At 57.2% G+C, this 12,595-nt stretch carries 11 protein-coding genes and 1 pseudogene; 5 read left to right on the top strand and 7 right to left on the bottom strand.

Translation table 11 applies throughout. The annotated features are described in order from the left end of the window. The first annotated feature begins 6 nt into the window (after window positions 1–6). Complete coding sequence (gene yigL / locus ACUTSU_RS15705; protein ID WP_445652196.1) at window positions 7–807, top strand: sugar/pyridoxal phosphate phosphatase YigL; 801 nt, start codon at window positions 7–9, stop codon at window positions 805–807. Window positions 808–842: 35 nt separating this feature from the next. Here the strand turns inward: yigL and glpQ are convergent, their stop codons facing one another. Beyond that, window positions 843–1,922 carry a glycerophosphodiester phosphodiesterase gene (glpQ, locus tag ACUTSU_RS15700; protein WP_153858711.1) on the bottom strand — a complete coding sequence of 360 codons (1,080 nt, stop codon included), beginning with the start codon at window positions 1,920–1,922 and terminating at the stop codon, window positions 843–845. Window positions 1,923–2,004: 82 nt separating this feature from the next. Further along, the gene (glpT, locus tag ACUTSU_RS15695) at window positions 2,005–3,360 is read right to left on the bottom strand and encodes a glycerol-3-phosphate transporter (protein ID WP_445652195.1); all 1,356 of its coding nucleotides are present in this window, start codon (window positions 3,358–3,360) and stop codon (window positions 2,005–2,007) included. A 365-nt stretch (window positions 3,361–3,725) separates the two neighbouring features. Here glpT and glpA point away from each other — a divergent pair, with 365 nt between their 5' ends. From glpA to glpC, 3 genes are read left to right on the top strand one after another with little or no spacing between them, the layout of a single operon-like run. Continuing rightward, a complete protein-coding gene (glpA, locus tag ACUTSU_RS15690; protein ID WP_445654375.1) occupies window positions 3,726–5,369 on the top strand; it encodes an anaerobic glycerol-3-phosphate dehydrogenase subunit A in 1,644 nt (547 codons plus the stop codon). Continuing rightward, complete coding sequence (gene glpB / locus ACUTSU_RS15685; RefSeq protein WP_445652256.1) at window positions 5,359–6,630, top strand: glycerol-3-phosphate dehydrogenase subunit GlpB; 1,272 nt, start codon at window positions 5,359–5,361, stop codon at window positions 6,628–6,630. The genes glpA and glpB overlap by 11 nt, the downstream gene beginning before the upstream one ends. Continuing rightward, on the top strand, window positions 6,627–7,826 hold the full coding sequence (glpC, locus tag ACUTSU_RS15680) for an anaerobic glycerol-3-phosphate dehydrogenase subunit GlpC (protein ID WP_445654374.1): 1,200 nt from the start codon (window positions 6,627–6,629) through the stop codon (window positions 7,824–7,826). The genes glpB and glpC overlap by 4 nt, the downstream gene beginning before the upstream one ends. A 47-nt stretch (window positions 7,827–7,873) precedes the next feature. Here the strand turns inward: glpC and ACUTSU_RS15675 are convergent, their stop codons facing one another. The 4 genes and pseudogenes from ACUTSU_RS15675 to ACUTSU_RS15660 form a co-directional block, all read right to left on the bottom strand. Beyond that, window positions 7,874–8,437: a DcrB family lipoprotein gene (locus ACUTSU_RS15675; protein WP_445652192.1), complete on the bottom strand. Its 564-nt coding sequence runs from the start codon at window positions 8,435–8,437 to the stop codon at window positions 7,874–7,876. 80 nt (window positions 8,438–8,517) lie between these two features. Further along, window positions 8,518–8,616 (bottom strand): annotated as a pseudogene (locus tag ACUTSU_RS15670) (GNAT family N-acetyltransferase); the annotation flags it as partial. Beyond that, entirely contained in the window at window positions 8,610–8,738 is a 129-nt protein-coding gene (locus ACUTSU_RS15665; protein ID WP_445654373.1) for a hypothetical protein, read from the bottom strand. The pseudogene ACUTSU_RS15670 and the gene ACUTSU_RS15665, both read right to left, overlap by 7 nt. A gap of 3 nt (window positions 8,739–8,741) precedes the next feature. After that, window positions 8,742–9,407, bottom strand: a complete 666-nt coding sequence (locus ACUTSU_RS15660; protein ID WP_445652190.1) for a 7-cyano-7-deazaguanine/7-aminomethyl-7-deazaguanine transporter — start codon at window positions 9,405–9,407, stop codon at window positions 8,742–8,744. 487 nt (window positions 9,408–9,894) lie between these two features. Here ACUTSU_RS15660 and tusA point away from each other — a divergent pair, with 487 nt between their 5' ends. After that, the gene (gene tusA, locus ACUTSU_RS15655) at window positions 9,895–10,140 is read left to right on the top strand and encodes a sulfurtransferase TusA (RefSeq protein WP_445652189.1); all 246 of its coding nucleotides are present in this window, start codon (window positions 9,895–9,897) and stop codon (window positions 10,138–10,140) included. A 62-nt stretch (window positions 10,141–10,202) separates the two neighbouring features. Here the strand turns inward: tusA and ACUTSU_RS15650 are convergent, their stop codons facing one another. Continuing rightward, window positions 10,203–12,518: a zinc/cadmium/mercury/lead-transporting ATPase gene (locus tag ACUTSU_RS15650; RefSeq protein WP_445652188.1), complete on the bottom strand. Its 2,316-nt coding sequence runs from the start codon at window positions 12,516–12,518 to the stop codon at window positions 10,203–10,205. Between the last annotated feature and the right edge of the window lie 77 nt (window positions 12,519–12,595).

Raw genomic sequence — 12,595 nt, 5'->3', positions numbered from 1 at the left:
ACCGCTATGTATCACGTCGTCGCTTCCGATTTAGATGGCACGCTGCTGTCACCCGACCACACCCTGTCACCTTACGCCAAAGAGACACTGAAGCTGTTGACCCAGCGTGGCGTACATTTTGTCTTTGCTACCGGCCGTCATCACATCGACGTTGCGCAGATCCGCGATAACCTCGAGATCAGCGCCTTTATGATCACCTCCAACGGCGCTCGCGTGCATAACACTGACGGTGAGTTGATTTTCAGCCACAACCTGGCCGAAGACATTGCCCGCGATCTCTACGGTATGCTGCATAACGATCCGGACATCACCACCAACGTCTACCGCAACGACGACTGGTACATCAACCGCGAAAGCCCTGAACAGAAAGAGTTTTTCCAGGAATCGATTTTCCAGTACCAGTTGTTCGAACCGGGCCTGTTGGAAACCGACGGCGTGTGCAAGGTGTACTTCACCTGTGACGATCATGAAAAGCTGTTGCCGCTGGAAGATGCCATCAATGCGCGTTGGGGAGATCGGGTTAACGTCAGTTTCTCGTTCCCAACTTGTCTGGAAGTGATGGCCGGTGGTGTGTCAAAAGGCCATGCGCTGGAAGAAGTAGCCAAGATCATCGGCTATACGCTGAAAGAGAGCATTGCCTTCGGCGACGGCATGAATGACCTGGAAATGCTGTCGATGGCTGGCAAGGGTTGCATCATGCGCGACGCGCATCAGCGCCTGAAAGACAAGCTGCCGGAGCTGGAAGTGATTGGCTCCAATGTCGATGACGCGGTGCCGCATTATCTGCGCAAGATGTTCCTGGGTTGATATGAACAGGGCGCCTTGCGGCGCCCCGAACGGTATTACTTGTGCTGGTTCTGCTTTTGCAGGAATTGCACGCCCTTGTCAGGGAAATCGGTGAACACGCCGTCAACGCCTGCCTGATTGTAAATCACGTCATACAGCTGATTTACGTCGGTAACGTAGTCCGGCAGTGCGTCTGCACGGATGGTGAAGGGATGCACCGCCAGCTTGTTGGCATGGGCTTCTTTCACCATATCGGTCAGTACCACCTTGCCCGGTTTGGATTTCTCAGCCACCACCAGCATGTGGTAGTCCGGCCCAATGCCATCGGCATACTGGGCGATTTGTTTCATCGCACCCGGCTTGAACATCCAGTCATAGTCATATTCCACCCATTTGCCATCGGCCTTCTGCTCATAGGTTTCCTGCCATTTGTTATAGGCAATCAGTTGGACCAGCTTCAGATCCATGCCCATCTTCGGCTCTAGCTCGGTTTTAATCCGCTTCAACTCGTTGGCGTCGAAGCATTGCAGATAAACGTTGTCACCCTTGCCGGTATAACCGTACTGCTTCAGCACCGCCAGCACCTTGCTGGAAATATCCTTGCCTTCCTGCTTGTGGAACCATGGCGCTTTGATTTCCGGGTAAATACCGATGTTCTTGCCGGTTGAATGGTTCAGACCCTGCACAAACTCGATCTCTTCCTGGAAGGTATGGACGCGGAAATCGGATTTACCCATCGGGAAGCGGCCAGGGTAACCCTGCACTTTTTTACCGTTTTCAATCTCGAAGCCTTCGGTGAACTTCAGCGATTTGATTTCCGGCAAGGTAAAGTCGATGGCGTAATAGCGGCCGTCTTTGCGTGCGCGGTCCGGGAAACGTTCGGCTACGTCGGTGACGCGATCGAGATAGTGGTCATGCAACACCACCAGCTCGTTGTCCTTGGTCATCACCAGATCCTGCTCGAGGAAGTCTGCACCCTGCGCGTAGGCCATAGCCTTCGCCGGCAGCGTGTGTTCCGGCAGATAGCCGCTGGCGCCACGGTGGGCGATCACCACCTTGTCGGCAGCCTGTGCAGCGCTGACCATTGAGGTGGCCAGGATAATCCCTGTCAGCAGGGCTTTGACTTGAGTCCGCATATTGTTGTTCTCCATGTTGTAGGTGCCAGGTAATAAAAAGGCCGCAGCGCGGCCTTTAAATAATGCGAAAGTTGTATGACGCTTAACCGCGTTTGTTGGCAGCGATTTCCGCGTGGTGTTTTTTCTCGCTCAGCATGGTCAGCAACAACAGCACAACCGCACCGATGCTACCGCCAATCATCACCATAAAACCGCCGTCCCAACCGAAGTAGTCAACGGTGTAGCCGACGATGGCGCTGGCTGCAACAGAGCCGCCCAGGTAACCGAACAGACCGGTGAAGCCTGCGGCGGTGCCGGCGGCTTTCTTCGGCGCCAGTTCCAGTGCGTGCAGACCGATCAGCATCACCGGGCCGTAAATCAGGAAACCGATGGTGATCATACAGGCCATATCGATGCCAGGATTACCGACCGGGTTCAGCCAGTAAACGACGGTGGCAATGGTCACCAGCGTCATGAAGAACACACCGGTGGCACCACGGTTACCCTTGAACACCTTGTCCGACATCCAGCCGCACAGTAGGGTGCCCGGAATACCGGCATACTCGTACAGGAAGTAAGCCCATGAAGACTTGTCCAGCGCGAAGTGTTTCACTTCTTTCAGGTAGGTCGGTGACCAGTCCAGAATGCCGTAACGCAGCAGATAAACGAACACGTTGGCTACGGCGATGTACCACAGCAGTTTGTTCGGCAGGATGTACTGCATGAAGATCTGCTTGGCCGTCAGCTCTTCTTCCGCTTTCTCGCTGTAGTCGTCCGGGTAATCGTTTTTGTATTCTTCGATCGGCGGCAGGCCACAGGATTGCGGGGTATCACGCATCAGGGCGAAGGCGATCAGAGCAACCAGGATGGCGCCGAAGGCCGGCATATACAGCGCTGCATGCCAGTCGTTGAACCAGGCCATGCCCAGCAGGAACAGCAGTGGCGGCAAACCGCCACCCACGTTATGGGCGCAGTTCCAGACCGAAACGATGCTGCCGCGCTCTTTCTGCGACCACCAGTGCACCATGGTACGACCACATGGCGGCCAGCCCATCCCCTGGAACCAACCGCACAGGAACAGCAGAACGAACATGACCGCGATGCTCGAAGTCGCCCATGGCACGAAGCCCATGAACAGCATCACCGCAGCAGCCAGGATCAGGCCGGCGGGCAGGAACACGCGTGGGTTGGAGCGGTCAGAAACCGACCCCATGATGAATTTGGAAAAACCGTAGGCGATGGAAATACCGGACAGGGCGAAACCGAGGTCGCCGCGGCTGAAGCCCTGGTCGATCAGGTAAGGCATGGCCAGGGTGAAGTTCTTGCGCACCAGGTAGTAGGCGGCATAACCGAAGAAAATCCCCATAAAAATTTGCCAGCGCAATTTACGGTACAGCGGGTCGACTTTGTCGACCGGCACACGGGAAATGTGTGCTGCCGGCTTAAAAATACTCAACATGAGCGCCTCCGATGGCTTTATCTAGTTATCACATCAATATGATCTTTTACGTTCATTTGATGATTGAGCGGATATCGAATGTGGTGTTTTTTTGTTCCATAACGAGCGTCATCCTAGTCAAATCAGCCTGGTGTCGCTGTGATGAATGGCGCATTTGTTACACTTTTATGAAACACCGGCGGATTTTGAGCGATTCGTTAACGTTATGAAATAGAAAAACGCCTAAAAATCGTGATTATGATCACATTCATGGTTTTTTGTGGACATTTGGTTTTCGTTTTGAGTTCGTTATTGTTCCTTATCAAACAAAGCCCCCAATGAATGTGGCTCAATAGGTGAATAACTACAGATTCTGAGAGAGTCTCATGAGCAGCCATTCATCGGATAACGAAACGGATGTGATCATCATTGGCGGTGGTGCGACCGGTGCGGGCATTGCTCGTGACTGCGCGCGCCGAGGCCTGCGTTGTATACTGCTGGAGCGTCACGATATCGCTACCGGTGCCACTGGGCGCAACCACGGGCTGCTGCACAGTGGAGCACGCTATGCGGTGACCGACGGCGAGTCGGCGCGTGAATGCATAGAAGAAAACCAAATCCTCAAGCGCATTGCGTACCATTGCATCGAGCGTAGCGATGGGCTGTTTATTACGCTGCCGCAGGATTCTCTGGCCTACCAACAACAGTTTATTGCCTCCTGCCACAGTGCCGGTATCAACGCCGAAGCGATTGACCCACAGTTGGCGCTGCGTCTGGAGCCAGCGGCCAATCCGGCGCTGATCGGCGCGGTTCGCGTGCCGGACGGCACTGTCGATCCCTTCCGTCTCACAACCGCCAATATGCTCGATGCCCGAGAGCACGGTGCGCAGATCCTCACCTATCATCAGGTGGTCGGTTTACTTCGCGCTGGCGATCGTGTAACCGGAGTGCGTGTTTTCGACCATCAATCTGCGCAGCGCTACGATATTCATGCCGAAGTGGTCGTCAATGCCGCGGGCATCTGGGGCCAGCAGATTGCGGAATATGCCGATCTGCGCATTCGTATGTTCCCGGCCAAGGGCGCGCTGTTGATCCTCGGCCATCGCATCAACAACATGGTGATCAATCGCTGCCGCAAACCGGCGGACGCCGATATTTTGGTGCCGGGCGACACCATCTCGGTGATTGGCACCACCTCCACCCATATTGATTATGACCAGATCGACAACATGCTGGTGACGCCGCAGGAAGTGGACATTCTGATCCGCGAGGGGGCGCTGCTGGCGCCGGAGCTGGCGCAGACGCGTATTCTGCGAGCCTATGCCGGTGTGCGGCCACTGGTAGCCAGTGACGACGACCCCAGCGGCCGCAACGTCAGCCGTGGCATCGTGCTGCTCGATCATGCCAGCCGCGACGGCCTGGAAGGCTTTATCACCATTACCGGCGGCAAGTTGATGACCTACCGGCTGATGGCGCAGTGGGCGACCGATAAAGTGTGTGAAAAGCTCAGGTTGGATAGCCCCTGTACCACCGCGCAGGAAGCCTTGCCCGGCTCCCGTCAGTCGGCGGAAGAAACGGTGCGCAGCGTGGTTTCCCTGCCTGCCAGCATTCGCGGCTCGGCGGTTTATCGCCACGGCGACAGGGCCAGTCAGGTACCGGCCGGCGATCGGCTGGATAACAGCCTGGTGTGCGAATGTGAAGCGGTCACCGCCGGTGAAGTGCGTTATGCGGTGAACTCCCTCACCGTCAATAACCTGCTCGATCTACGCCGCCGTACCCGTGTCGGCATGGGCACCTGCCAGGGGGAGCTCTGCGCCTGCCGTGCCGCCGGGCTGTTGACGCGTTTTAACGTCACTACCCCGCAGCAGTCTATCGATCAGCTATCGCATTTCCTTAACGAGCGTTGGAAAGGGGTGAGACCGATCGCCTGGGGCGATGCGCTACGTGAAAGTGAGTTTACCAGCTGGGTTTACCAAGGATTGTGCGGGCTCGATGCCCGAGGGGATCAGGAGGCCGATGATGCGATTTGACGTAGTGGTGATTGGCGGCGGACTGGCAGGCATGACCTGCGCTATCAGGCTGGCGGAACAGGGCAAGCGCTGCGCCGTGGTCAGTTCTGGCCAAAGCGCACTCTATTTTTCATCCGGATCGCTTGATCTGCTGGCGCAGTTGCCCGATGGCACCCCGGTGGAATCACCGTTGATGGCGCTACCGGCACTTGCGCTACAGGCACCACAGCATCCTTATTCGCTGATGGGCGCTGAAAGGGTAGCCGGACTGTCGGATGACGCGGCCCTGCTGTTGCAACGTTGTGGTTTGAGCCTGCAGGGCAGCAGTGAACGTAATCATCTGCGAGTGACTCCGCTGGGTACGCGCCGGGCTACCTGGCTTAGTCCACAGGCTATTCCGGTCACGCCGTTGGACGGCGAACTGCCGTGGAAAAATATTGCAGTGATCGGCATTGAAGGATTTTTGGATTTTCAGCCGCAGTTGGCCGCCAGTTCCCTGACGCAAACCTTGGGCATCAAGGCTGAAGTCGCTTATATGCACTTGCCGGCGCTGGATCGGCTGCGCAACAACCCCAGTGAGTTCCGGGCGGTGAATATCGCCAGAGTGCTGGACCTGCCGGAAAACCTGACGCCGGTGGCGGAAGAAATGCGTCGGCTGGCCGCTGATGCCGAGGCGATTTTTCTGCCCGCCTGTCTGGGGCTGGAAGATGATAGCGCACTGGCCGCGTTGCAGGCGGCGCTGGGTAAACCGATTCTGCTGTTACCGACGTTGCCGCCTTCGGTTCTGGGTATGCGCCTGCATCAGGCGCTGCGTTCGCGTCTGCAGCAGCTGGGCGGCGTTTTTATGCCGGGTGACAGCGTGCTGCGGGCAGATATTGACGCCGGGCAAGTCACTGGCCTCTATACCCGCAACCATACCGATATCCCGCTGCTGGCGCAGCAGGTGGTGCTGGCCAGCGGTAGTTTCTTCAATAACGGGCTGGTGGCGGATCTTGACGGTATACGTGAACCGGTATTTGGGCTGGATGTCGACAGTCGTGCGGATCGCGCAGACTGGAGCCATCGCAATCTATTTGCTCCGCAGCCCTATTTGCAATTTGGCGTACGTACCGATAACCGGCTGCGTGCCTTAAGGCAGGGGGAGCCATTGAGCAACCTGTATGCCATCGGCGCAGTGACCGGCGGCTATGATCCCCTGCAGCAGGGCTGTGGTGCGGGTGTTTCGCTGCTTGGGGCGCTGTACGTCGCGCAACAGATTGCGGCACAGGAGGAGCGTCCATGAGCCTGCACAAAGATAATAGTTTTGAAAACTGTATCAAATGTACCGTCTGCACTACCTATTGTCCGGTGGCCAAGGTGAATCCGCTCTATCCAGGGCCAAAACAGGCGGGGCCGGACGGCGAGCGCCTGCGACTGAAGGATCCGGCGCTGTATGATGAGGCGCTGAAGTATTGCACCAACTGCAAACGCTGTGAGGTGGCCTGCCCGTCCGACGTCAAAATCGGCGACATCATTCAGCGTGCCCGTGCCGACTTTGCCCAGACCAAGCCCACGCTGCGTGACGCTATCCTCAGCCATACCGATCTCATGGGCTCGTTGTCGACGCCGTTTGCGCCGATTGTTAATGCCGCTACCGGGCTTAAACCGGTGCGTGCCCTGCTCGACAAGGCGCTGAAAATTGACCATCGGCGTGAATTGCCAAAGTACTCGTTTGGTACCTTCCGCCGCTGGTACCGTCAGCAGGCGCAGGCCCAGCAGCGTTATGCCGATCAGGTGGCGTTCTTCCACGGCTGCTTCGTCAATTACAACCATCCGCAACTGGGCAAGGATCTGATCAAGGTGTTCAATGCGATGGACATCGGCGTGCAGTTGCTCAAGCGGGAGAAATGCTGCGGTGTACCGCTGATCGCCAACGGCTTTATTGCCCAGGCAAAAAAACAGGCTAAGGTTAACGCCGAATCGCTGCACGAGACGGTACTGGAGCGGGGGAGCCCGGTAGTGGCGACCTCCTCGAGCTGTACTTTTACCCTGCGTGACGAGTACCCACACCTGCTGGACGTGGACACCTCGGCGGTGCGTGAACGCGTGGAGCTGGCGACGCGCTACCTTTACCGCCTGATCAATCAAGGGCGTCAGTTGCCGCTGAAGCACACGCCGTTGCGGGTGGCTTATCATACGCCATGCCATATGGAAAAAATGGGCTGGACCGCCTATACGCTGGAGCTGTTACGGCAGATACCGGGGTTGGAACTGGTGGTGCTGGATTCGCAGTGCTGCGGTATTGCCGGCACCTATGGTTTTAAATCGGAGAACTATGAGACTTCGCAGGGGATTGGGGCGTCGCTGTTCCGCCAGATAGAGGAGAGCGGGGTCGATTTGGTGGTGACGGACTGCGAAACCTGCAAATGGCAAATCGAGATGTCGACCAGCAAGCGCTGCGAACATCCGATCACCCTGCTGGCGCAGGCATTGGCTTGAGGGCGCAGCAGTGTGAACTGCGCCCTATAGGCTGAGTCAGTAAAAGTTTACTTTTTCAGTTTCAGCGTGTTGATGATGCCTTCGGCCTCGCTCTGCGCCTGCTGCTGGTTATCCGCCGGCAGCGTCACCTGAATAGTCAGCATGTTGTTGTCCAGCGTGCCGATCAGGATAGAGGAGTAGGCTTTCTCACCGCCGCTGGTGATGATGCTGTCCAACTGACGTAGCGGAACACCGTTAACGTCTATGGCTTTGTTGGTGATCACCTGCAGGTTGGCGTCGCGTGAGCGCTGGGTATCTTCCAGACGCTTGCTCAGGGTTTCCAGGCTGTCGGCAGTCTTGTCGCCGAGGATCACGATCAGCGCGCGCTGGCCGGTACTGTCGGCGTAAACGTGCATGTTGTTCGCCTGATTACCCAGCTTGCCGCTTTGGTCCGCCATGCCCGCTGGCAGGGTGAACGCCAGCTTGCCATCCAGCAAGCTTACCTGTTGCCCGGCTGGGGCGCTGGCTGCGGCATCTCCTGCCGATGCCTTGGTGTCTTTGGTGTCGCCGTCACAGGCCGTCAGGCCAAGCACTAACAGGCTGATACCCATCAATTTTGCTACTTTACGCATTGGGCTTCCTTCTTCCTTTCAGGTAGGGGGTCTCTCACGTATCGCAACCTATTCAAGGTTGAAATGCAAGGCAGATGTTGTCACAAGGTTTTTTCAAGTAATAGCCGATAATCAGCCACTTCGCCTTTCTTTTCCAGTTGAACAATCCGAGAGTGATGGCTGATGAGCATCATCAGCAGCACTGCAGGTTGTCGAATTTGAGGGTTTGTTGGTACAGGCGGTGAATTTCTTCGAGGGTGCCGTGGCGGATGTTGATGGTCATGGCGGCCTCCGGATGGGTGCAGGCCGCCAATAATAACACGGGTCAGCCTGGTTGCAGGCTGCCGTCGTCCTGGCGTGCGGCAATGCGCTTAAGCAGCATATTCAGCAGTACGCCGTACATCGGCAGGAAGAACAACAGGCAGATCAGCACCTTGAAGCTGTAATCCACCAGCGCGATTTCAACCCAGTTGTTAGCCATAAAGGCGTCGCTACTCTTGTAGAACGCAATAAAGAAGAACGACAGGGTATCGCTGATATTGCCGAGGAACATGGCGGCTGCAGGAGCCACCCACCAGGCGCTGCGCTGACGCAGACGATTGAAAACGTGGACGTCGAGGATCTGACCGAGCACATAAGCCATAAAGCTGGCGACGGCGATACGGGCGACAAACAGATTAAAGCTGCCCAGTGCGGCAAAGCCCTGCCATTCGCCCTGATAGGTCACGGTGGAGATCACGTACGAAATGAACAACGCCGGTACCATCACCAAAAGAATAATGCGTCGTGCCAGCGGAGCGCCAAAAATACGCACCGTCAGATCGGTCGCCAGGAAGATAAACGGAAAGGTGAAAGCTCCCCAGGTGGTATGAAAGCCGAAAATGGACATCGGCAACTGCACCAGGTAGTTACTGGAGGTAATGATGACAATATGGAACAGCGATAGCCAGACCAACGCGGTCAGGCGCTGCCGAGCAGTAAACGAATACATGTTGTAGCCTTTTTAATAATGGGGTGAGGGAACCCAAAATGTCTTGTCTACGCCGCGAAATAAGCGTCGCGGCCGCATGATACGCGTTTGCGCAACCAATGCAATGGTTAGGCTGTGTCTCCCTATGAAACGTGAGGGCCGCTGGAGGTCAAATCACAGTGCAGCAAGGCGTGAGTCGCGAGGTTTGGTGGGCCAAATAAGCGGCGAATAACGCAGCAGCACTGTGATTTGGCCCCAGCCTGAAAGGTCACGCCCCCAACAACCGTTCTCTGTGTTGTCAGGTTTGCCCATAGGCCCCACTATGGGCTGCACCCTCTGCCGTGATAACGGCAGTTGGGGGCAGTGACGGCACCACATTTCATAGGGAGACGCAGCCTCTTTTAACGCAAACGTTAACGCATCTTGCGCAGAAAAACTACTGGCGTAAACTATGCGCCAATGAGATGTGGCGAGCGTTCGCCGATCGTTTTCGACCGAGAAAAATTGCATGACTGACTTATTTGCCCAAGCCGACCAGACGCTTGATGCGATGGGGCTGCGTTGTCCTGAACCGGTAATGATGGTGCGCAAAACCGTGCGCCATATGGATAACGGTGAAACTCTGCTGATCATCGCCGACGATCCGGCGACTACCCGCGACATTCCGGGGTTCTGCCGCTTTATGGAACATACGTTGGTGGCGCAGGAAACCGACACCGCGCCTTACCGTTACTTACTCCGCAAGGGCGTCTAAACGCGGTACTGGCGTTATCTCACCCCAGGGTACCGATTCGGCTCCCTGGGGCATTTGATAACCTAAGCGCGCTTTTTCAGCAGCCGCAGGGCGTTGGCGGTGACCAGTGCGGTAGCACCGGAGTCAGCCAGCACCGCCAGCCACAGCCCGGTCAGGCCCAGCAGGGTGGTGATCAGAAATACTCCTTTCAGCCCCAACGCAATGGTGATGTTCTGCCGAATATTGGTGTGTGTCGCGCGTGATATGCGGATCATTTCCGCCACGCCAACCAGCCGGTTGTGGGTCAGTGCTGCGTCGGCGGTTTCCAGCGCTACGTCGGTGCCGCTGCCCATCGCGATACCAATGCTGGAGGCTTTCATCGCCGGTGCATCATTGATACCGTCGCCGATCATTGCCGTTGGGCGCAGTTCACTCAGTTCGGTTACCGCCTTCACTTTATCTTCCGGCAGCAGCCCGGCGCGGTAATCCAACCCCAGCTCAGTGGCAATCGCCGCCGCTGCACGCGGGTTATCACCGGTTAGCATGACCCCGTTGATCCCCAGCGCTTTCAGTTCGGCAATCGCCAGTTTGGCATCGCTACGCAGCGTGTCGCGCAGCGCCAACAGGCCAATCGGGGCACCGTCTTCCAGCACCACCACCGCCGTTTTACCGGCGTTTTCCAGACGTTCTACCTGATTGGCACCTTGCTGACTGAGCAGGCCTGCAGCTAACTTGGCCGGCGCACTGATCAGGAAGGTTTTTCCGTCGATAACACCCTCTACCCCAACGCCCGCCAGGGCGCGGCGGCCCTGTGCCAGTGGCAGAGGGACGCCATACTGCTCGGCCCGGTTGATAATCGCTTGCGCCAGTGGGTGATGGGAACCGGCCTCTACGGCGGCGGCGAGGGTCAGCAATTGTTGTTCGCTGATGCCGTTGAGCGGCAGTACATCGGTCACCGTCGGTTTACCTTCCGTCAGCGTACCGGTTTTATCAAAGGCGATAGTTTGCACTTGACCCAATTGTTCCAGCGCCGCACCACCTTTGATCAACGCACCGCGACGGGTGGCGGCTGCAAGCCCGGAAGTGATCGCTGCCGGGGTAGAGATCACCAGGGCACAAGGACAACCGATCAACAGCAGGGTCAGACCGCGATAAATCCAGGTATCCCAAGGTTGTGAATACAGCAACGGCGGCACCAGGATCACCGCGATGGCCAACAACATGATGGCTGGGGTGTAGTAACGGCTGAAACGGTCAAGGAAGCGTTCGATCGGCGCACGGCGCTCTTCGGCTTCTTCAATCAGTTGCAAGATACGGTCGATGGCGTTTTTGCCCGGCTCGGAAACCACCTTCATCTGCGCGGCTTGATCGACCGACAAACTGCCTGCGGCAACTTTCTGGCCCTGCTGACGCTCGACCGGCACCGACTCGCCGGTCAGGGCGCTTTCGTCGAAGCTGGCAAACGGATTGAGCAGTTCGGCATCGGCCGGCAGGCGGCCACCGGGGGCGATTTCAATCACATCACCGGGGCGCAGGCTGGCGACCGGTACGCGCTTGCGCTCCGTTCCCTGCAGCAGCAGGGCATCTTCCGGCACCAGCTCCATCAGCGCCTTCACGCCACGGCGTGCACGGTTGGCCGCGTAGGACTCCAGCACCTCGCCGACCATAAACAGCAGCAGCACCATCGCCGCCTCGGCGGTGGCACCGATAAACAGCGCGCCAATGGCTGCCACGCTCATCAGGGTTTCGATGGCAAACGGCGTGCCGGAGCGGATCAGGCGTACTGCTTTGGTGGCAACCGGAGCCAGACCCACCAGCGTAGTGGCGATAAAGGAAATACGGCTCAGTTCAGGGTCGACCATGCTGAGCGCCCAACTGACGATCATCAGCGTGGTGAGCAGCAGCAGTGGCCCAAACTCGCCGAGGCGCGATGTTTTTGGCTGCTCGGCTTGGGTGGACTGGGTGCCGAGCAGGGTAAAACCGGCTTGTTTCACCGCGTCCTGAATACGCAGGCTGATATCGGATTGCGCATCGACCACCAGTTTTTCCGTGGCGAACAACACGCGAGCGTTGTCGACGCCCGGGAGCGCGGTTACCGCATTCTCAATTTTTTTGGCACAGCTTGGGCAATCCATGCCGGTGACTTTCCAACTGTAGCGCTGGCTGCCGGAGAGAGGGGCGGCGGCTAGCCTGTCGCTTTCCTCATCCGGATCCTCGTGATCGTCAGCGCTGCACCCGCCGGCACCATGATCGTGCGTATGGGCATGATCGGCATGGCTGTCGGCGTTTTGTTTTGCACTGCTGCAACCGTGCTGGGTTTTGCTGTGGCTGTGGTTGCAACCGCAGCTGCCTTCCGCGTGGTGATGTTCCTGATGATTATGGTTTTCATGGTTGGTCATAGCGTCCCCCTCCGGGCCGTTAATGAAGTTCATTGGGCAGACTCTACACCCTGGAGCCAACTCCAGAGTCAAGCAGT

This window comes from Serratia sp. NA_13, assembly GCF_052691735.1.
This window is presented reverse-complemented; position numbering and strand designations above follow the sequence as displayed.